We start from the raw sequence: 21,950 nt of genomic DNA on the forward strand, positions 1-21,950 counted from the left end.
GGTAGGTAATGATACCTACCTTTTATTAATTGATTTATAAATATACCGCTATTGGTAAACTCGAACGTAGTCAACCTCCATTGCTGATTGCATGAAAGCCGGATCTATTGCACCACCAAAAGTACCACCCATAGCCACATTCATTATCAAGAAGAAATCCTTATTGAAAGGCAAACTACCTGTGTTATTTACTGAGTGTACTAAAGTGTCATCAACATAAATTTTAATAGAAGTTGGACTCCAGATGGTTTTGTAAATATGAAACTCCGTTGAAACATTAGGAATTGATGTTTTTGCTGTATTCGCGCTACCACCGAAATTACCTGGATAATGTAAGGAACCATGTATAACATTTTGTTCGTTTCCTCTGTGTTCCATATAGTCAATTTCACCACAGGCAGGCCAAGGATTGGTTGCATAATTTTCACCAAGAGACCAGATTGCAGGCCAAGTTCCACGCCCGATTGGAAGTTTAGCTCTTACTTCGATTTTACCGTAAGTAAATTCAAATTTATTTTCTGTTTTAATACGAGCAGAGGTGTAACTTGATCCTACTTTTTTAGCAGTAATTTTCAAAGTTCCGTTTGATATCAGGACGTTATCGGCTGCGCTAGTATAACTTTGAGATTCGTTATTACCCCAACCGTTTGTACCAGTACCTAAATCGTAACCCCATTTTGTTGGGTCTGGAGCACCATCTACATTAAATTCATCTGAAAATTTTAACACGGTATAATCCGTTACAGGCGTTGGATTCACCACTGAACCTGCTGGCGATGTCGTAAAAGTATGGTACCAAGCTAGGAATGGATTTCCTGATTGAATTACACGTACAGTCATACGATTGTCAGTAATACTTAAGATTTCGTAAGAGCTAGCTCCAACAAAATACCCCATGAAACCGCCATCAGCAATATTGAGAATTGTCCCTCTTGTTTGTGTTTTCGCATCTGGATTTTTAGAAACAAAAGATTCTGATTTGCTCAAGGTAACTGTTTTTAAACCACTAGTGTTTAATGGGTAGCAGGCATCATCCCCTCCGCCTTTAAAAGCACCGTTATAAAAAGTTTGTCCCTTATTATCCAGTTCAAATTTCATTTGTTTACCAACTAGTGAAAATGTCATAACGCTGTTGTACATACAAGTTGCTGATTTTTCATTTGCCGCAGCACTATAAAATGCTGGGAAATAATTTTGTTTACCAAAAGTAGGATCAGCCCAAGCCACATTTGGTCCTACACCTAAATGTCCTGGCTCGCTTTGTGCCCAGTACCATTTCCTTGAAGTACCACCAGTAAGACGTTGCACTGCGATTGGATCATCGTATTCACTAAAAACAGTTACTTCAATAGTACTACTTGAACTAACTCCACCTGCTCCAGAGGCAATAACAGTTACCGTATAAGTTACTGTTCCTGGTGTACTAAAGGTATTTTCAAAAACACCACTAGGAACATTTTTAGAAGTACCATCACTAAAAATATACTTGTACGAAATGGCATCATCAGCTTTACTAACAAACTTCACTTTTCCTGAACCGTCACCGTTTGGAAGAGCTGCCGTTTTACCCACAACTTCAGCTGTTATTTGAAGTCCAGAAGGGGCATTAATTGACCCAAAGCCTAAATTATCCTCTTGACAATTGACCATCAGCAGAAGGGCAAAGAGAGCTACAATGTTTGATATTAATTTTTTCATTTTTTTATTTTTTTAAATCTTATTACGATTTAGTTATGGAAATAAACGTTATCAACATAAACCGTGTTGTTTCCTGAAGGTGCTCCCACATAAATCAACTGTGCGATATGCGCTCTTGTGGTAAGGCCAGTAAACTGACTTAGAGGTATATCCAAACTAATCCAAGTGTTCTTTGCAGGTGATGTAATTGTAATTTCATGTTCTACATCGTCACCTCCACCAAAGGACCCATTCGCTCCAAAATCGACTAATTTAACCTTAAATTCAGTAAAATCAGATGACCACACATCCGTATGAAAATGTGTCATCGCTGTAGCATTAATTGGTGTACTCGTTGCTTCGATACCCACAAAGTTTAGAGCACTGTATTTTTTAGTTGCATTACCACTGATGCTAACATCAGTTAAAGTAGCGCTTGACCAAGAAGTTCTCCAAGTATCAACTGCTACATTGGAATAAACATCACTAAACATAGAGATTACTTTAGATGCTGGTAAAGTAGGGTTTGGCGAAGCAGTAATTGATCCCGCTGTATTGTAGAAAAAAACATTGTCAACATACACCGTATTATTTGAAGATGGTGCTCCAACTAAAATCAATTGTGCAATATGGCTGCGAGTTGTTAAGCCAGTAAAATCGCTCAAAGGTAAATCCAAACTCACCCATTGTTCTCTTTTTGGGTTGGCAATTGTAATTTCGTGTTCTCTATCATCACCTCCACCGAATGAGCCATTAGCTCCAAAATCGACTAACTTCACTTTGAATTCAGTTAAATCAGCTGACCAAATATCGATATGGAAAAAAGTCATTGCTGATGCATTGATTGGAGAAGAAGTAGCCTCGATTCCAACGAAATTTAAGGCACTGTACTTTTTAGTAGCATTACCACTAATATTAATATCCTCAAGTGTTGCTTGTGACCAAGATGTTCTCCAAGTATCAACTGCAACATTTGTGTAGCTGTTGCTAAACATAGATATTACATTTGCAGCAGGAATGGTAGGAGTTGGAGCGGCAAATAAATTAGTTACTGTAACACTTTCTGTTTTTTCAGCTTTTGCTGCACCACCGCTAAGTGCCACCACTCTTACTTGATAAGTACCTGCTGCTTTGTACGTATGAGAAACTACATCACCTTGCATAAAGTCAACTGGTACTTCGTTAGGAACATCTCCAAAATAAACTTGAAAGAAAGTTTCTAATTCTGCTTCGGCAGAAACTGTAATTCCTAGATTACTTCCGATTCCTACTTTAGTAACTAAATTGCGAGGAGCTAAAAACGAAACCATTACTTCTTGAATTGTCTCTGTTTTTTTACCATTTAAAGTCACACCAACAATACGAGCATTGTATTTCCCCTCCTTGTATTTGTGTGTGTATGTCTCACCAGCTCTCAAAAACACTGGAGCTGTAGTTGTGTCGCCAAAATAAATTTCGAATTGCGTCACCCCATCACCTTTCGGCAAAAAGGTAACATTACCTGTATTGTCCTGTGTAATGGTTGTAAGTGCTGAAATATTAGATGGAGCAGCGATGCTGTCTAAATCAACATCGTTATTTTCATCTGAGCACCCAAAAGTGAATGTCAGTACAAAAATACTTAGTATTAATTTTAATTTTTTCATATCTAAATAGTATTAGTTTTTAGTATCCTGGATTTTGTGCCCAATTTCCGTTGGCAAACTGAATTTCTTCAATAGGAATAGGAAACAATTCATGTTTGTTTGCAGTAAAACCAGCAATTTCCTGCGCTGCTTTACCTGTACGAACTAAGTCAAAGAAACGGTGACCCTCACCTGCTAGTTCCACTCTTCTTTCTGCCCAAATAAAATCAGTTAAGGCAGCACCTGATGAAGCGATGTCGTGATTTAAATCTCCAAACGCACGACGACGCACTTGATTTAAATAGCCTCTTGCTTTGGCATCATCTATGTTTCCGCGATTTAAAGCTTCTGCAGCCATCAATAATACATCAGCATAGCGAATGGCTCTGTAATTGTTTGGATTGGTTAAGTTCAAATCTCCTTGCGCATTAGTACGTCTTTTTCTTGGAATGTATTTTCTGTTAAAAAAACCAGTATGCTCGTACCCTTTACCAAATGTAGCGCCCGTACTTGCTGCCCAAGCTTCGATATCTAAAATTGCTACTGCTTTTCGGTTATCACCTGCTTCAAAAGCGTTTACAATTTTTTGCGTAGGCACATTAAAACTGAAACCAGAGCTAAATACATCACCAGTGTAGTTACGTGGTCCACTAAAACCTACTGCTACGTTACCTTCACTACATTGCAAGCAATTAAAATCAGCACCTTCGGTATCAGTATATTGAACTTCGAAAACTGATTCTACACCATTTTCACCAGCTTCTTCAAAAATAGAATTGTAATCAGATACTAATGAATATGCTGAAGAATTTATTACACGCTCCAGAGCAGTGGCTGCAGGTGCAAATTTATTTTGATACAAATAAGCTTTACCTAAAAGTGCTAATGCTGCACCACGAGTCACACGTCCTTTTTGAGTGGCTGTAACTGGTAAGTTTTCTGAAGCAAAAATCAAATCTGCCTCAATAGATGCATAAACTTCTGCTGGAGTCGATCTTTTAATTGATTTTTCATCACCAGGACTAAAGCGGGCGTCCCCTTTCATTGGGATTCCTCCAAACCATTTTACTAATTCAAAATGAAAATAAGCTCTCAAAAAACGAGCCTCAGCAATCACTTGATTTTTTCCTGTAAAATCAGTTTTGTCTTTAAATTCTAAAATGTAGTTAGCACGTTGTACGCCCGCAAACATGAAATCCCATAGGTTTTTCAAGTTACTATTTACTGGTGTATGAATCATATCATCAATCTGCTGAAAACCAGGCGTATCCAATTGACTTTCGCCTCCTGCTAAAGTATTATCCGAAGCAATCTCACCTAGGAGCGCATTAAGATAAGTAGATTGCAAAATATCATAGGTTGCAATTAATGCGTTGTCATAATCAGATTTTGAATTAAAATAATTCTCTGAATCGATTGAATACTGAACCGGTCTGTCTATAAATTCATCGCTACAAGAAACGATTAAAGTAGAGCTAACAGCAACCGAAAGTAAACTAATATAAATATACTTTTTCATTGGGTGTAGAATTAAAAATTAAGATTTAAACCTAACAAATAGGTTCTTGGAATAGGGTAAAAACCATTGTCAATACCTCCACCAATTGGAGCTCCATTTGAAGCACCTGGATCATAACCACGGTACTTTGTAAATGTATAAAGGTTGTTTACCGCTGCGTATAAACGTACTTTTGAAATACCCGCTTTTTCTACAAAACTCGGTTTTACTGAATAGCCTAACTGAATATTTTGAATTCGGGCATAAGATCCGTCTTCTACAAAATAGCTTGAGAAATTTGAATTTCCGGTAGCTCCAGTAGTTACTCTTGGAATCGAGTTTGTACTTCCTTCACCTGTCCAACGGCCTAAAACGTAGTTTAATCTATTGACATCTGTAAGGTTTCTTTCGTAGTTACGAACAATATCATTACCAACGGAAGCAAATGTATACATGGCAAAATCAAATTGCTTGTAATTCATTTGAATATTGAAACCCATTGTTGCTGTTGGAATAGGATCACCGATGTTGGTTCTGTCTTTGTCATCTAAAGTACCATCACCATTAACATCTACAAATCGTAAATCACCAGGGCTAGCTTCAGCACCAAGTGCTAATTGAGATGGATGTGCATCAACCTCAGCTTGATTTTGGAAGATTCCATCCGTTTTATAACCGTAAAAATAGCCGATTGGCAAACCTACTTGCATTCTTGAAGGTGCTTGTTGACCTACCCCGAAAGATCCGTTTGGTATAAATGGTACTCCATTTGTACTTAGAACTTCATTTTTAATAAAAGTAACATTGTACCCTAAATTAACTGAAAAACTATCCGAGAATTTATTTTTATAATCAACAGCAAACTCAAATCCTGAATTTCTCACTGTACCTCCATTTATTGTTGGTGAAGACGCTCCTGGCGCTGCGGTTCCATTAATACCAGAAACTGGTATATTAGTGATCAATAAATCAGCCCTTGTGTCAATAAAATAATCAGCTACAATTGAAACTTTGTCATTTAGCAACCTCAAATCTAAACCAACATCAAATTTCCTAGCTTCTTCCCATTTCAAATTTGGATTAGGAATTTGTCCCGTAGCCAAACCGTTAATTAAAGTCCCATCAAAAACATAAGTTGCCTCACCAGTTAATTGAGAAATGTATCCATTATTTTGAATTTGGTCATTACCCAATGTTCCATAACTTCCTCTTAATTTCATAAAATTAACAAGTTTGTCTTTTCCAAAAAAACCTTCATCAGAAATTACCCAACCCGCAGTTAATGAAGGGAAATAGCCCACTCTGTTACCCGGACCAAATTTTGTTGAAGCATCTCTTCTAATCATAGCAGAGAATAAATACTTTCCTTTAAAATCATATTGTCCTCTTGCAAAGTAAGACAGTCTGCGCTCATCGTAAACATAAGACCCAACTGGAATCGTTCCTTCCGGCGGAACACCTCTTGTTAGAGTAATATCAGCAAATTCCCATGAATTATAAGGCACATCATATCCTGTTGCAAACAAACCATTACCAAACTGCTTGTAAATGGTATTACCTACCGTTGCAGTTACATTATGATTTTCTCCAAATTTGTTTGAGTAAGTTCCGTATAAATCGAAAGAATAATCGTTATCATTTATCGCATTTTGAGATACTGAACTACGTAAAACATCAAAAACTTTACCCCCGTATGATACTTGCTTTGCAAAAGATTTCGCTTCACTGTTCGCTGTATTGAAACCAATGGTACTAGAAATCACGAAATTTTTAAATGCTTTGTACTCTAAACCAAAATTTCCATTGATTTTTTTGAAATTGTAGTCATTGTAAGTATTAGCCATTTGCTCAAGAGGGTTGATAATTTCAAAACCCAAACCTGCGGGGCTTGGCACTTTGGTAAAATTGCCATTTGCATCATAAGGCGCAAGTGTTGCTGGTAAATTCAAGGCATTGAATAAAACCGAACCAAGTCCGTTTTCATTTAAAGATTTTCTATTAAAATAAGTATAGATAACATTGGTCTTCAATTTCAGTTTATCAGAAACATCTGCACTTAGTCCAATTCGGGCAGTATTTCTTAAAAAACCTGATTTTGCTCGACCGATAATTCCCTCTTGATCGATATGTGAACCACTCACCGAATAAGTAATTTTATCAGAACCACCTGAAAAAGACAAATCATGACTTATAACAGGGACATTGGTACTAAAAATCTCTTTTTGCCAATCGGTACCTTTACCTAAACCTGATACATTAGGAAAAGGAATGGCAGCACCGCCATTAGCATAACTTTCGTTTAAAAGTAAAGCATACTCAGTAGCATTTAATGTTGGTAGTGATCTGGATGTTTCTTGAAAACCAGTGTAAGTATTGTAACTTAATTTACCTTTGGAATTCTTTTTACCAGACTTTGTCGTAATTAAAATAATACCATTCGCACCAATTGTTCCATAAATGGCTGCTTGAGCATCTTTCAAGACAGTGATCGATTCGATGTCATTCGGGTTTAATAAACCCAACTCCCCTACATAACCGTCAATGATTGTGGTAGGTCTGTTCTCACCATTGGTAGCAATACCTCTAATTCTGATATCTAATGAAGCACCCGGAGCTCCTGATGTAGTAGTTACATTCACTCCGGAAACGGTACCTTGAAGAGCTTGCTCAACACGAACTGGCTTTAATGCATCCAGAGTTTTACTGTCCACTACTGAAACAGCACCAGTTACTTCACGCTTTTTTTGACTTCCGTAACCAATAACGACTACTTCGTCTAACATTTTAGAGTCCTCTTGCATTACAATATTTAATGCATTGTTCGCAGAGGTAACTTTAAATTCAAGGTTTTTGTATCCAACGTATGAAAACACTAAAGTTGATCCTGCTGGCACGTTTTTAATAGAGAAACGTCCATCCATGTCTGTGGATGTTCCTGTGGTTGCATTTTTAACTTGAATGTTTACTCCTGGAATAGGTAAACCAGAACCTGCTTCTTTAACAACTCCTCCTACATCATTTCCTTGGGCAAAACCAAAGGAAGTCAGAAATAGAAAAAGAATGAGTAGATAGTTTGACTTCATAATTTGTGTTTTTTGTGAATTATAAAATTAGCGGTAACAACTAATAATTAATTAAAAAGAACCTCAACAAAAAACATACAATGCAAAAAAACATCTAATTAATTTCGAATCTCCAAACATCCATTGAAAATCGCGCCTTTTTACAGAAAAATATCCACCACAAAAATGTTAAATCAACCAAAAATAACGTTAATGTTGTGGTGATGTATAGGTAATACCCATTAATTTCGACTTACCTATACAGCTAAAATATACTCAACAAGTCCTTGTTCATGTGTTAATCCCATCTTTTTACGCAAACGATATCTTTTAATTTCGACACTTCGAACAGAGATGTTTAACAATGGTGCAACTTCCTTAGACGAAAGATTCAATCGCAAGTATGCACACAAGCGTAAATCGTTAGGAGTTAAATTTGGATGTGCTTCTTTTACTTTCTTCAAGAAATCTTTATCGGCATTATCAAAAGCTTCTTTAAAAACGCTCCAACTATCGCCTTCGGAGATGTTTTTATTGATTGTAGAAATAACAGATTTAATGCTTTTGCTTCCCTCCTCAGAAGTTTTCTTTAAATCTTCTTTTATAAAAGCGAGCAATTCATTTTTACTGTTTAAACTCATAGTCGACACTGCTAGTTCTCTGTTTTTGGTATCTACATCGCGAGATAGCTGTTCATTACGTACGCGCATGAGTTCTTGTTCATTTTCTAACTCTTTAATCTCCAACAAAAGATTATTTTCTTCAATTAGCTTAAGCTCTTTTTCTTGATAATATTTTTTATATGCTTTGTGGATGAATCTAGCTGAAATGGCAAAGAGAACGAAATAAATCAGCAAAGCAAGATTAGTCAAATACCAAGGTTTTTTTACCGTAAAACTATAACTTACACCATCATCAAGCGTACCATTAGCATATTTGGCACGCACTTTTAGAACATAATCACCTGGTGGTAAATTTTTAAAATTTATAGACGTTTTAGAATTCCATTCGCTCCACTCCTCTTGAAAACCCGCCAAAAGATATTGAAATTCTGTATTGATGTACTTATTGTACTCGGGAACGGTGTAATTTATTGTGATGTTGTTTTCATCATATTTAAAAATTCCTTTGCCCTGAATTTCCTGATTTTTATTGGCCTCGTTTTGTTTGTTGATTGTGACTGACGTAATAGCAACTTTGTAGTTTTTAAAAGTCAAATCATTCAGATTTAAAATGTAATAACCGTCTGTTGTCCCTATTAAATAATTAGTACTAGAAATTTGAGTTATATTTTCATATCCTAACATCGAATTGGTTAAAAATGCTGGAATTGGAATTACATTTTGTTTTAGTTGGCTACTTAACTTACCGATAGAAAAATAGTGGATGTAATTTTTAGAAAAAAGCCAAATTTTGTTCGACTCGTCTACAATTAACTTACCAGAGGTGTATTCGTCTTTGGTAAATACATTACTTAACAAACTGTCTTTAGCAAATTGATTGGTTGCTACATTCAATTTATATATCCCTTGCTTGTTAGCGTAATAAATAGCATTATTAAATTGCGTTAAACTGGCATGTTTGCCTTTGCTCGGAGATTGATACGTGTATAAAGATGAAATTTTGCTCCAGTTAGCGTCCACGTTTAATCGATAAACTCCTTTATATTCGTGGCTTATAAAAATTTGATTTTTAGTAGTGACTTCAAAATATTTCGAAGAATTATTAAAGCCCGCGATTTTGTTTTTAAAACGCCAACCAGAAGCTGTTTTTTGTAGGACTGAGATTCCGAAATAATTTCCTTGTAGTAAGAGGCCCTTTTGGTTAGGAACAGACTCAAATTTCCAAGTTCCTGATGCCGAAAAAATAGATTGTGCTGCACCATTATCAACAACAAAAGTACCCGAGTCATGGCCACAAAATAAGGTATTGTCAAAAATGAATAACGACCATACTTGCCCCTTAGTTCCTGGAATAAACTTAAAAGAATCATTACCGCCATATTTCTTGTAAAACAAACCTTGGTTGGTTCCAATGTACAGGATTCCTTTGTACAACTTTGAAGCGTAAACTGTTCCTAAAGTCCCCGTATCATCAACATAATTTTGAACAGGTGATTGCAGGTTGATGCAATTGATACCGTTATCGAGGCCAACCCATAAATTTTTATCATCATCTTCAAATAATGAAAGTACTGTATTATTACTTAATCCTTTGTTTTGAGTGATATGATATTGAAATCGACCATTGGAACTAATGATATAAATTCCGTTAGACACTGTTCCTAATGCAAAACTACCATCAGAAAGCTGTTGACTACTATACACGCTACTGGCAGCTAACTCAGCATCTACTTCGGTGCTAAACTTGGTTACTGTATTTCCAACTAGCTTGTAAAAACCATTTAACTGCGTTTGAATCAGTAAACCATCCGCTTCTGAAAAAAGATTTACAATTTTATTTTTTTGCAAAATCGGACTGTTCGAAACCAAGCGAGCGTTGCCATTCTCTATTTCAAATAAACCTTGATTTACTGTTTGAAAAAAAATGCCATTTTTAGTCCAAAATGATTTGGTAATCGTGTTTTTAGGACTAATAATTTTAAAACTATTTTGTTTTGAGTCATAAATATAAATCCTATTTAACGATTGAAAAACAACCCAATGCTCATACTGCAAGATATTCCAAAACTGCTCGTCATCTAAAATTTTTGATTTTATCTTTTTACTTAACGAATTGTACTTCAGTTTTCCGTTCTCTTGCCTTGACCAATAGCCAAATTCCATGTAGCAGCCCGTGTATACTTTGTTACCTATTACTTTTACCGAACGTAAAATTGTTTCGTTAGGCGAAGGATACAACTCCCAACTAGCACCATTATATTCAAGTAAACCTTCATTATTGGCAAAAAAAACAAAATGATTTTCATCTTGCGCAATCATCCAGTTTTGATTTCCCGCACCATAAGTTGCCGAGTTATACTTAACAATAGGTGGCAATTCCTGCGAAAAGGCAAAAGAATAACAAAACAGAATTAGGAAGTAAATAGGTGTTTTCAAGGCTCAAAAGTTTATTTTTTCAAATGTAAATCTAAATATAATATTTATTACACATATATGCCTCATAAAATTAGGATGGCCTATTAAACCTGTCAGAATACCCGTTTTAAATATTATTTGTGAGTTGTTCACGCTCAAATCTCTGTTCAAAAATGCTTACTTTTGTAAAAATTATCATTTGTATGCAAATTGACCTTTCTCAGCTAGATCCAAAGAAAAATATTATTATTAAAGGAGCTCAAGTTCACAATTTAAAAAATGTGGATGTTGCTATACCGCGTAATAAATTAGTAGTAATTACAGGACTTTCAGGATCAGGAAAATCTAGTTTAGCATTTGATACGCTATACGCAGAAGGACAACGTAGGTACGTAGAAAGTTTATCATCGTATGCACGTCAATTTCTCGGTCGTTTAGACAAACCAAAAGTAGAATATATCAAAGGTATAGCTCCTGCAATTGCGATTGAGCAAAAAGTGAATACTACAAACGCGAGGTCAACAGTAGGAACTTCAACCGAGATTTATGATTACATGAAATTATTGTACGCTCGTATCGGTCGTACATTTTCACCAATCTCTGGCCAAGAAGTTAAAAAAAACACGGTTACTGATGTTGTAAACGAAGTAAAATCGCTTCCGTTAGACAGTAAATGGCTACTCCTTGCCCCGATTCATCTCGAAGAAGGCAGACTGCTTAAAGACAAATTAAATGTACTCCTACAGCAAGGTTTCGCAAGGATTTTGGTTGACAACGAAATGGTTCGTCTTGATGAATTACCGGATGATTTGGATAAAAAAACGATCTTTTTAATTGTCGATCGAATTGTAGTTAAAGACGAAGAGGAATTCTTCAACCGATTGGCTGATGCGGTGCAAACTGCCTTTTTTGAAGGAAAAGGAATTTGTTACCTGCAAGATTTACAAGGCGAACAAAAATATTCCTATTCCAATAATTTTGAGTTAGATGGCATCGCTTTTTTAGAGCCCAATGTACATTTATTCAGCTTCAATAATCCCTATGGAGCTTGTCCGGTGTGCGAAGGCTACGGAAATATTATTGGTGTAGATGCTGAATTAGTTGTGCCTAACACAACCTTATCCATATTTGAAAACGCTATTTATCCGTGGCGAGGAGAAAGTATGGGTTGGTACCGTGATGAATTGGTTAACAAAGCTTATAAATTTGATTTCCCTATTCACAAACCTTATTACCAATTGAGCGATGATCAGAAAGAGTTGTTGTGGACTGGAAATTCTTATTTTGTAGGTTTGAATGACTTTTTTAAAGAATTAGAAGAGAAAAATTATAAAATACAAAACCGAGTAATGCTGTCGCGTTACCGAGGTAAAACAAAGTGTACGGCTTGTAAAGGTAAACGCCTGCGTGTGGAGGCTTCTTACGTTAAAATTAACGGAAAAACTGTCTCTGATCTAGTTGACTTACCAATAAAACACTTGGTTGCGTTTTTTAAAGACATTCAACTAGATACTTATGAGCAACAAATTGCCAAACGATTACTAGTTGAAATCAATAATCGATTGTCATTTTTAACGCAAGTAGGACTCGATTATTTAACCTTAAACCGAAACTCAGCTACCTTATCAGGCGGTGAGTCTCAGCGAATCAACTTAGCAACTTCTCTTGGTAGTAGCTTGGTAGGATCCATGTACATTCTTGATGAACCTAGTATTGGTTTACATCCAAAGGATACAGAACGATTGATTCAGGTGCTACTTTCATTGCGTGATTTAGGAAACACTGTAATTGTAGTAGAGCACGATGAGGACATCATGAAAGCTGCCGATATGATTATTGATATTGGTCCCGAAGCAGGAACATTAGGTGGAAATTTAGTAGCGCAAGGTACTTACCCAGAAATTCTGAAAGCCGATTCGTTGACGGCCAAATACCTTAACGGAGATTTGGCCATTGAAGTGCCTAAAAAAAGAAGATTATTTAAAAATCATATTGAAATAAAAGGAGCTAGAGAAAATAATTTACAAAATATAGATGTTACTTTTCCATTAGATGTGCTGACTGTTATTACTGGAGTTTCAGGAAGCGGTAAAAGCACCTTGATAAAAAAGATTCTTTTTCCTGCCATGCAAAAAAAGCTGGAAAATGTAGGAGACAAAGCCGGACAATTTAGCGAAATGACAGGCTCTTTTTCGCAAATTAAACACATTGAATATGTAGACCAAAACCCAATTGGTCGCAGTTCACGATCTAATCCTGTTACCTATATCAAAGCGTACGATGACATTAGAGATTTGTATGCTCGCGAAAAACTCTCTAAATTAAGAGCATACCAAGCCAAACATTTCTCCTTCAATGTGGATGGCGGACGCTGCGAGACGTGCAAAGGAGAAGGTAGTATTAATGTGGAAATGGTCTTCATGGCCGATGTGCAGCTTCCATGCGAAACTTGTCAAGGGAAACGCTTTAAAAAGGAAGTACTCGAAGTTACTTTTGAAGGCAAAAACATCCATGAAATATTGAGTTTAACCATAGATGATGCCCTTGCCTTTTTTGCCGCTCACAAACAAACTAAAATCACTCAAAAACTACAGCCATTACAAGATGTAGGTTTGGGTTATGTGCAATTAGGACAATCCTCTTCTACCCTTTCCGGTGGTGAAGCACAACGAATCAAATTGGCCTCATTTTTAGTAAAAGGAGCAACAAAAGACAAAGCTTTGTTTGTTTTTGATGAACCTACTACGGGACTGCATTTTCATGATATTAAAAAACTCTTAGCTTCATTTGACGCGTTAATTGACAAAGGACATTCCATCATCGTAATTGAACACAATTTGGACTTGATTAAGTGTGCCGATTGGATTATTGACTTAGGTCCCGAAGGTGGCGAAAATGGAGGCCAATTGCTCGCCGTTGGTACGCCGGAGCAAATTGTAAAAAATAAAAAATCGATTACTGCAAGTTACTTGAAAGCAGTTTTATAAAGGCCGATTTATAAAAGCAAAAAGCCGATTCCCTAAAAGAATCGGCTTTTTTTTGTTAATTAACTTATTTACTAGAATCGGTAACCTAAACTAATACCACTGCGAACACCACCCCAAGGGCCGCTTACTTTAATGGTTGCTCCACGAGCAGTTACGGTTGAAGTCACATCTGATAAAGGCAACTCAATATCCTCTAATTGATTACGCAATTCCTCTTGCTCAAAAGCATTCAAATCACGATCTGTAACACCTTGAAAACTACCATCAGACGTACCGTAATGAGGTCCAACAATCCACCAGTCTAAAATGAAATGTTTGCCTAAATTAAATTGTGCTCCCAATTGTAACCCGAATGAATTGGCAGTTAATTTACCTCCAACAGCCAAATTTTCTTGATTTGTTCCAGTGGGGTTTGTATCAAACGTAAAATTTATATTTGAAATATCATACTTTACATTTCTGTAAAAAGGAGCAATATAAAATCCTTTTCCATACCCTTTTCCTAGGTAAAATCGAACCTCAGGAGTAATTGCTGTATAGCCTAAAGTCGCGTTTTCAAAAATACCCTGCGTTTCTGGATCATCAGATGTAAAATCGTTGATGGTTTTTTGAAACGGTAGGGCACCTGAAGGAATAAAACTGTACCCTAATACAATTCCGATTCGTTTTGAAACGCTTCTTTCGTATTGAAGTTGAATGTTTTTGAATGCCAAACTTGTCAAACTAATTTTAAAATTGTTTTTCGGAATTACAATAGAATCATTTTTTGTTTGTGCGACAACAGGCGCGATGGCAAAAAGCAGCAATGCTACTAAAAGGATACTTTTTTTCATAGGAGTTCGATTGTTTAATGAATCAAAAATAGGATTTTTTAAGCCATGTGGCAATTTTCTTCAAAAATATTACCATCCTCGTCAATGGCAATAATAATCTCTCTAGGCTTTGCACTTACTCTTGCATAATATAGCCATACAAAAGACCACAGCCCCAATGTAATACAACACAATACAAAGTTGAATAAGTGGTCAACTTGCTGTTTTTCTCTGCGCAAAACAATGTAGGGCAACTTGTCATTTTGCTCTAAAATAACAAAACCATCTGCAATTTTATTTTTTAAGGTAAAGTAGAAATTCTTTTTTTGCGCCTCTGAGACATCTTGAAGTATAATTTCTGATTCCATAATTGGTTGTAAATTTTTTGATTTGCTAAAAATTAACTTCACAAATTTACTTTCAAAATTCAGTATAGGCAATACCAACTTTAGGTGATATTTACGCCTTAAAAAGAAGTGCTTTATTACAAAATCGATATTGCTGCAAAAAACATAACTGTTTAAACTGAATTAGGAACGAAGCTTCAACTTAACTAAAACCATGTCAATAGCATTGTTAATCTCGGGCGAAATAACCAGTTTATAATTAACAGCTACATAAACAACTGTAATTAATATCGATTTTAATATGATGTTAAAAACTGGTACAAATGGAAAGTCCCAAAAATAAAACAACAAAAACAAGAAGAAGGTAATTCCTAAGGAATACACAGTTTGCTTTGTAAATGGATACAAATGCATTCGCTTGACAACAAAAAGTAATTTAGCCAAACTGTATAAAGTAATAGATAAGAGCGTAGCGACTGCAGTTCCAGTTATAGCAAACCTTGGAATAAAAAACATGTTTAACCCAACTGTCAAGAAAACAAGCAATAATCCCAAAAACAAGACCATACGATAGTATTTTGAATTGAAAATAATCGCGTTATTATTTCCTAAGATCAAATCAAAATATTTAGATATACCAATCAAAAATACCACAAGAATTCCACCGCCATATTCTTTTGGGACCATAACGTAAAGTTGATTGATGTTAACAAAAATACACAGCATTACAAAGCCACCAACAACTTGCAGATTAATAGAAGTCTTTTTATACAAATCATTTAATTCATCATGCTTATTCTCATGCATCAATTTAGCAGTTATTGGATATGTAATCTGATGCATTGCACGACTGGGAACAGCAATTACAGAGGCAATGTAAGTAGCAACTGAATAATAGGCTATATTCTCAATTTTAATATACTGATTCAGCATAATCTTATCGATATCTAACAGCATAACAGCGACACTGCCTGATAAAATAATGAAAAAAGTATACACTAAAACATCTTTCACATTTTGCGGAATAGTGAACTGGAACACAGGTTTTTTTATACGGAAAGCATAAAGCATCGTAATAATAAAAGCCAGAAAGTAGATAATAGCAGTGACATAAATAAATTCAACAACAGAAATCCATCCATAATAAACTCCAATCAATGCAAATAAAGAAAATAATCTTAGGCCAACTTCTTTAACAAAATTGCCAAAAACTGAATGCATGTGCACTCTAGCCCAAGCATAAAAAATCTCGAAGTAAGCCATACTGAGGCCTATAAATGGAATGAGCCACAAATAGTCTTTAACAACAGGGTTTTCTTTACTCAAGTATAACGAAATGGGTTCAAAAAAGAACAATCCTATCAATACTAAAGGAATACATAACAATAAAGGAATTAACACAGTAAATGATAAAAAACGAGAGCGCTCTTCCTCTGTTTCATATTGCGTATAAAACTTTACTAAGGTGTTTTGCATCCCAAAGGCTAACAAAGGCATAATTATATTTGCCCAAGAAAGTATGTAATTAGTAAGAGCATAAAATACAGTTCCTAAAAAAAATGGATATAAATAGAGTGTATTGATTGCACCGATACCAAAACCTAAATAGGTAATTATTGTATTTTTTAAAGATTGATTAAGAACTATTCCCATTGTGATTTTGTGCAAAGTATTATTTACTTTGCTTTTATTTTTAGACCTTTTTTAATAAAATTGCTAGTTCTTGAGTTAAATTTTTACGCGAAAATTGCTGTAAACCAACGGGATGCGATTGTAATTTCCCTTGCAAAAATTGGTTATAATAGTCCAAAATTACACTTTTCAGCTTCACTTTATCTGAATATTCAAAAAATACTCCCGTATTAGTCTGCGTAATAATTTCGGCAAAATCAGAATCTTTCGGACCAATTGCGATTATTGGCCTATTCGAAACCATATATTCAAATAATTTCCCTGGAATAATACTTTTGGTATCAACCGAATTTATTTCGATAAGCAATAACACTTGTGACTTTCTTTGGTGAGCGATAGCTTCTTTATGCGACACATAACCTAAGTTGTTCACGCAGGCGTTTAAGCCAACTCGCTCTATGGTTCCTAAAACCTCTTGACTTACAGCACCAATTAGCTTTATTTCCAAATCTGATTTGAACGTGGCGTGTTCTTCACATAATTCTACCAAACTTTCCCATAGTGCCAAAGGGTTACGTTCTGATAACAATGAACCAATATGCGCCATTGAAAACTTACGATCCAAAGCTTGTACTGACACTTCTTCGCTGTCATATCCATTGGTAATTACTGTGATTGGTTTTGACGTTATCGCTTCAAACTCAGCTTTGGTAGTTTTGCTGGTTACCAAAATCGAATCAGCAGCATTTAGAACTTGATTTTCTAATTTTTTGTGAGTCGATGCTGCAAAATTAGACAAGCGTAGTGCCTTATGATAGCCAATAGTTGTCCAAGGATCTCGAAAATCGGCAATCCATTTTACAGCCAATCTTTTCTGTAATTCCAATCCAATAAGATGCAAACTATGTGGCGGTCCTGATGTTACAATTGTATCAATTTGATTTTCTTTTATGTATTGTTGTAAAAAGTTAACAGAGGGTTTTACCCAAAAAACGCGTGCATCTGGTATAAACAAATTCCCTCGTATCCATAAAAAAGCTTTATCTAAAAAAGATTGCTTTTTTTGGTTCGGAATAATTCCCGAATTCATCTTTTTTGTTTTATTCTTAGATAAAAATGATGCCAATTGATAAGGTTCAAAAATCTTATTTCGAATAATAACAACCTCATTAGAAACTTCTTGTACCAATTGTTCATCAATGATGGGATACGTTGGGTTTTCAGGAATATAAACAATTGGTTGTACACCGAACTCAGGTAAATATTTGACAAATTTTAACCAACGTTGCACTCCTGGTCCTCCTGCCGGCGGCCAATAATACGTGATAATAAGTACCTTTTTTTGAGACAAAATGTATTTTTTTTAAACTTTATACGCGACACCTAAATAAACAGCCAAAATAAACATGTTAGTTTAGCAGTATAATTACAAATTATGAATACAATTTCGATTTATTGGTTTGCTGTTGCAATCTTTTTACGTTCAAAATAAATTCCTGCCAAAATCAAAAGCAAGATAACAATAGAACTAATAAGCGTAATAGTACTTCCCGTTTTTACTACTTGAGGTTCAAATTTAAACTCGATAATGTGATTCCCTTTTGGAACAATTAGCCCACGTAAAGTATAATCAACTCGCAAATGATCAACTAATTTATTATCAATGTAGGCATTCCAACCATCAGCATAATACATCTCTGAGAAAACAGCCAAACCATCGTTCGTATTTACAGATTTATACTTTAATGCATTCGGCTTATAATTCTCTAATGTAATACTAGCGCTACTATCTTTGGCGAAAGCCACTGTAGGAACTTGAAACTCCTTCTGGTTTACAACAGCAACTTTTTTAGAGTTTAAATTTGTCAACGCTTTCATTTCCTCATCAGGAGAATTTACTTTTTTAACTTGGCTCACAAACCAAGCATTTCCATTTGCATCTGGATTTGCAACAACAAAATCATTGTCTTTTTCATCCTTTTGAATCACGTAAACCACATTAAGCATATTGAGTACTTCAATATTATTTTTGGCTATTTGATAATCCAATAATTGCTGCATGCGTCTTGGCCGTACCGCACTGTAACCGCCAATTGATTTGTGGAAATAAGAAGTACGCGAACCCATAACATTTGCTACTTCAAATACTCGGAAATTAGCAGTATCCTTTAAAATCTGGCTATCAACAGGCGTTTCTTGAAATGGAACTTCTACTTCGTATTTACTGACAAAATCCTTAGCTGAAACGTATTTTTTATCTACAAAAAACAAGTCGAAAACCATAAATAGTCCAACTAGAATAATTGCAGTGCGTTGCACAAAAAAGTTTTTAATGAACAACCATAATACTCCTGCTGCAACCAAAATAAAGAATCCAGATCGAAGCAAATCTGCAGTATACAAATTCATACGATCCTGCTTTAATGCAGTTATAAATTCAGGACCGAAATTTTTAACAAAAAGTGCATCAGATGGACCTGAGAAGTTAAACATTCCTTTGCTAAAAAATAAAATAATGAGAATGCCTGCACTTAAAATTGTTGTCTCATAAAGTGCTTTCCATTGGGCTTTTTTATCTGCTAAAAAGAAGGCTTGCAATCCCATAATTGCTAACACAGGGAAACATAATTCTAAAACCACTTGAATCGATGAAACAGCCCTAAATTTATCATACAAAGGAACGTAGGAGATAAAAAAGTCAGTGATTAGGCTAAAGTTCTTTCCCCAAGAAAGAATTAATGCTACGGCAGCACCACATGCAAAAACGTATTTAATTTTTCGTTTATCAAGAAACAAAGCTAAAATGGCAAGAAAAAATACAATTGCACCAATATAAGCTGGAGCAGCCACAATTGGTTGGTCGCCCCAATAAGTTGGCATGGCATCTACAAACTCTCGTACTTGATCTTCTCGAGCTCCTTGACCAATTAAATACTCATATACATTACTATCAGTGCCTACTGCTTCACTATTTGATCCTCCAAAAAGCCTTGGAGCAATTAAGTTAAAACTTTCTGTAATGCCGTAACTGTACTCGGTTATATACTCTGTAGACATAGCCGATGTAGTTTCATTCTTGCTACCATCCGGATTATAAGTCAACTCGCTTTTACCACGAATACTATAATCGGTATATTCTTTAGTAGCTAAAAGACTTGTAGCGTTGGCCCCAAGAGACAATATTCCAGCAATCAAAAGCACTCCAAAGGCGATACCTAAACCTTTGTAATCTTTTGACTTAATAAATTGATAGGTATAAAAAACAACTAAAAATAATAACAAAAACAACAAATAATACGTCATTTGGAAATGGTTCGCATTGATTTCTAAAGCCGTAGCAATCAATGTTAATAATCCACCAAAGATGTACCTTTTTTGAAAAACTAGCATAAAACCAGCTACAACTAGTGGCATGTAGGCAATGGCGTGCGCTTTAGCATTATGTCCAACACCAAGAATTACGATTAAATATGTAGACAATCCAAAAGCTAAAGCACCAAAAAACGCTTTAAGCGGATCTACCTTAAGCACTAACATCAACCCGTAAAAACCTAGGAAGTATAAAAATAAATAATCGGCTGGACGCGGTAAAAAGCGCAAAATATCGTCTAGCACTCCCACATAATCATGCGGATATTGCGCTCCCAATTGGTACGTTGGCATACCACCAAATGCAGAATTAGTCCAATAAGGTTCTATATTTTCAGCCGCTCTGAAGTCGTTTTGCTCCTTTGCCATTCCGGTATATTGAACAATATCCGATTGAAATATTTGTTTACCTTGTAAAACAGGGTAAAAATAAAGAACAGAGACCAAAACGAATCCCAGTAAAGCAAGAACGTGCGGATAGAACTTTTGTACTATTTTCAATGTAAAAAGAATTTGAATTAAATAAATCTAATGCTAAAAAGCGCAAATTTAGTCTATTTCTTCGTAATCCACATACTCTCCTACTTTTTTGGTCTCACGTGGTTTTTTTACGTTTTCGGTATTGTAGACAACATCTTCATTAGCGCGTGACTTGTTCCAGTTATTTTGCTGCTGGTATTGCTGTTGCTGCATATTTTGACCTGCTTTTTCAACTACTTTTTTTACAACTAGCGGTAAAAATAATTTAGCCAAAAAGCGAAAAATATAGTAGAAAGCAATCATGAAAAATATTGCATTCATAAAACCTTTAAATGAAGCTGTTTGCATATTGGTATATTTTTTTTCAAAATTACTAAATCCAAAGTTCAAAAGTAAGTTATCAATCTTAAATAAATAATAAAAAATAGTACATTTGAAGAGCCTTGTTAATTTTAAAATCAAAAAACAATGAAGCATTTAAAACTCTTTCTATCTTGCACAATGATGGCCTTTTGCACCGTCAATTATGCACAACATACTGATGAAATCAATTCAAATCGTCCCGGAGAAACCATGTCTGCTTTTTCAGTTGGTAAATCTGTTATTCAAGTAGAAACGGGAGTCTACGGCATTCGTCAAAAGCATTCTATTTTAAATTATGAATCAAATGGCTTTGGGGTAGACGCTGTGTTGCGTTGGGGAGTTTTTTCAGAAAAATTAGAACTTATTGCCGATTTACAGTATCAAAACGAAACAATCAATAGTTTATTTAGCTCAACAAAAATATCTAATTTAAAACAAACAGTACTTGGTGCCAAATACTTGATTTACGACCCGTTTAAAAACTACGAAAAAAAGGTAAATGTCTACAGCTGGAAGGCCAACAGAGCTTTTAATTGGAGACAATTAGTACCTGCAGTTTCCGTTTTTGCTGGCGCAAATGTTACTATGGCAGACAATCCCTATGCTTTTGATTTACAATCGAGTATTTCACCGAAAATCATGCTGATTACTCAAAACCATTTGGGCGATGGCAAATGGGTTTTTGTAACTAATATTATTGCTGATTACATTGGTACAGAATTCCCAAGTTATGGCTACGTACTTACTTTAACCAGAGGCATTACACAAAAATGGTCAGGGTTTGTAGAAAATCAAGGCTACAAAAGCGACTTTTACAGCGATGCCATTGTTCGAGGTGGAGCCGCTTACTTACTTAATAAGGATATGCAAATTGACGCATCAATTAGTACGAGTTTAAAAAACACACCCTCTATTTTTTACGGAGGGCTTGGATTTTCTTGGCGATACGATGCTAATTATAAAGAGGTACGCATCAATATCGATAGCCCAAAATCGGCATCAAAAAAATCCAAGAACAACAAAACATCTAAAACGGGATCAAAAAATTAACACCAGACTT

General features: G+C 35.3%; 13 protein-coding genes. 2 read left to right on the forward strand and 11 right to left on the reverse strand.

Annotated features, from left to right (window positions below; translation table 11 throughout):
* Positions 1-48 precede the first annotated feature (48 nt).
* The 5 genes from KBJ98_RS07345 to KBJ98_RS07365 all read right to left on the reverse strand — a co-directional run bounded on the left by KBJ98_RS07345 (position 49) and on the right by KBJ98_RS07365 (position 10,921).
* Positions 49-1,698 carry a glycoside hydrolase family 16 protein gene (locus tag KBJ98_RS07345; RefSeq protein WP_210789114.1) on the reverse strand — a complete coding sequence of 550 codons (1,650 nt, stop codon included), beginning with the start codon at positions 1,696-1,698 and terminating at the stop codon, positions 49-51.
* A 29-nt stretch (positions 1,699-1,727) separates the two neighbouring features.
* On the reverse strand, positions 1,728-3,323 hold the full coding sequence (locus tag KBJ98_RS07350) for a hypothetical protein (RefSeq protein WP_210789116.1): 1,596 nt from the start codon (positions 3,321-3,323) through the stop codon (positions 1,728-1,730).
* A gap of 19 nt (positions 3,324-3,342) precedes the next feature.
* Positions 3,343-4,821 (reverse strand): RagB/SusD family nutrient uptake outer membrane protein, encoded by a 1,479-nt coding sequence (locus KBJ98_RS07355; protein ID WP_210789118.1) that lies wholly within the window; start codon positions 4,819-4,821, stop codon positions 3,343-3,345.
* Positions 4,822-4,832: 11 nt separating this feature from the next.
* Positions 4,833-7,883, reverse strand: coding sequence for a SusC/RagA family TonB-linked outer membrane protein (locus KBJ98_RS07360; protein ID WP_210789120.1), 3,051 nt, complete (start codon positions 7,881-7,883; stop codon positions 4,833-4,835).
* A 236-nt stretch (positions 7,884-8,119) separates the two neighbouring features.
* The gene (locus tag KBJ98_RS07365; RefSeq protein WP_317192486.1) at positions 8,120-10,921 is read right to left on the reverse strand and encodes a helix-turn-helix and ligand-binding sensor domain-containing protein; all 2,802 of its coding nucleotides are present in this window, start codon (positions 10,919-10,921) and stop codon (positions 8,120-8,122) included.
* A 182-nt stretch (positions 10,922-11,103) separates the two neighbouring features.
* Here KBJ98_RS07365 and uvrA point away from each other — a divergent pair, with 182 nt between their 5' ends.
* On the forward strand, positions 11,104-13,887 hold the full coding sequence (gene uvrA, locus KBJ98_RS07370) for an excinuclease ABC subunit UvrA (protein ID WP_210789305.1): 2,784 nt from the start codon (positions 11,104-11,106) through the stop codon (positions 13,885-13,887).
* Between the two features lie 71 nt (positions 13,888-13,958).
* Here the strand turns inward: uvrA and KBJ98_RS07375 are convergent, their stop codons facing one another.
* The 6 genes from KBJ98_RS07375 to KBJ98_RS07400 form a co-directional block, all read right to left on the reverse strand.
* Positions 13,959-14,720, reverse strand: coding sequence for a hypothetical protein (locus tag KBJ98_RS07375; protein ID WP_210789122.1), 762 nt, complete (start codon positions 14,718-14,720; stop codon positions 13,959-13,961).
* A gap of 38 nt (positions 14,721-14,758) precedes the next feature.
* Positions 14,759-15,067 carry a hypothetical protein gene (locus tag KBJ98_RS07380; protein WP_225899081.1) on the reverse strand — a complete coding sequence of 103 codons (309 nt, stop codon included), beginning with the start codon at positions 15,065-15,067 and terminating at the stop codon, positions 14,759-14,761.
* 162 nt (positions 15,068-15,229) lie between these two features.
* A complete protein-coding gene (locus KBJ98_RS07385; protein WP_210789124.1) occupies positions 15,230-16,699 on the reverse strand; it encodes a lipopolysaccharide biosynthesis protein in 1,470 nt (489 codons plus the stop codon).
* A gap of 40 nt (positions 16,700-16,739) precedes the next feature.
* Positions 16,740-18,029 (reverse strand): glycosyltransferase family 4 protein, encoded by a 1,290-nt coding sequence (locus KBJ98_RS07390; RefSeq protein WP_210789126.1) that lies wholly within the window; start codon positions 18,027-18,029, stop codon positions 16,740-16,742.
* Positions 18,030-18,130: 101 nt separating this feature from the next.
* Positions 18,131-20,548: a YfhO family protein gene (locus KBJ98_RS07395; protein WP_210789128.1), complete on the reverse strand. Its 2,418-nt coding sequence runs from the start codon at positions 20,546-20,548 to the stop codon at positions 18,131-18,133.
* A 48-nt stretch (positions 20,549-20,596) separates the two neighbouring features.
* Positions 20,597-20,875 (reverse strand): DUF4834 family protein, encoded by a 279-nt coding sequence (locus KBJ98_RS07400; RefSeq protein ID WP_210789131.1) that lies wholly within the window; start codon positions 20,873-20,875, stop codon positions 20,597-20,599.
* 120 nt (positions 20,876-20,995) lie between these two features.
* Here KBJ98_RS07400 and KBJ98_RS07405 point away from each other — a divergent pair, with 120 nt between their 5' ends.
* Complete coding sequence (locus KBJ98_RS07405) at positions 20,996-21,940, forward strand: transporter (RefSeq protein WP_210789132.1); 945 nt, start codon at positions 20,996-20,998, stop codon at positions 21,938-21,940.
* Positions 21,941-21,950: the final 10 nt, after the last annotated feature.

It is taken from the genome of Flavobacterium erciyesense, assembly GCF_018069925.1.
GTDB classification, from domain to species: Bacteria; Bacteroidota; Bacteroidia; order Flavobacteriales; family Flavobacteriaceae; genus Flavobacterium; species Flavobacterium erciyesense.

What these genes read in the sequence shown, in the direction of transcription:
- KBJ98_RS07355 (WP_210789118.1), bottom strand. Translation starts at nt 4,821, where the DNA reads ATGAAAAAGTATATTTATATTAGTTTACTTTCGGTTGCTGTTAGCTCT.
- KBJ98_RS07350 (WP_210789116.1), bottom strand. Translation starts at nt 3,323, where the DNA reads ATGAAAAAATTAAAATTAATACTAAGTATTTTTGTACTGACATTCACT.
- KBJ98_RS07375 (WP_210789122.1), bottom strand. Translation starts at nt 14,720, where the DNA reads ATGAAAAAAAGTATCCTTTTAGTAGCATTGCTGCTTTTTGCCATCGCG.
- KBJ98_RS07385 (WP_210789124.1), bottom strand. Translation starts at nt 16,699, where the DNA reads ATGGGAATAGTTCTTAATCAATCTTTAAAAAATACAATAATTACCTAT.
- KBJ98_RS07345 (WP_210789114.1), bottom strand. Translation starts at nt 1,698, where the DNA reads ATGAAAAAATTAATATCAAACATTGTAGCTCTCTTTGCCCTTCTGCTG.
- KBJ98_RS07405 (WP_210789132.1), top strand. Translation starts at nt 20,996, where the DNA reads ATGAAGCATTTAAAACTCTTTCTATCTTGCACAATGATGGCCTTTTGC.
- uvrA (WP_210789305.1), top strand. Translation starts at nt 11,104, where the DNA reads ATGCAAATTGACCTTTCTCAGCTAGATCCAAAGAAAAATATTATTATT.
- KBJ98_RS07400 (WP_210789131.1), bottom strand. Translation starts at nt 20,875, where the DNA reads ATGCAAACAGCTTCATTTAAAGGTTTTATGAATGCAATATTTTTCATG.
- KBJ98_RS07360 (WP_210789120.1), bottom strand. Translation starts at nt 7,883, where the DNA reads ATGAAGTCAAACTATCTACTCATTCTTTTTCTATTTCTGACTTCCTTT.
- KBJ98_RS07380 (WP_225899081.1), bottom strand. Translation starts at nt 15,067, where the DNA reads ATGGAATCAGAAATTATACTTCAAGATGTCTCAGAGGCGCAAAAAAAG.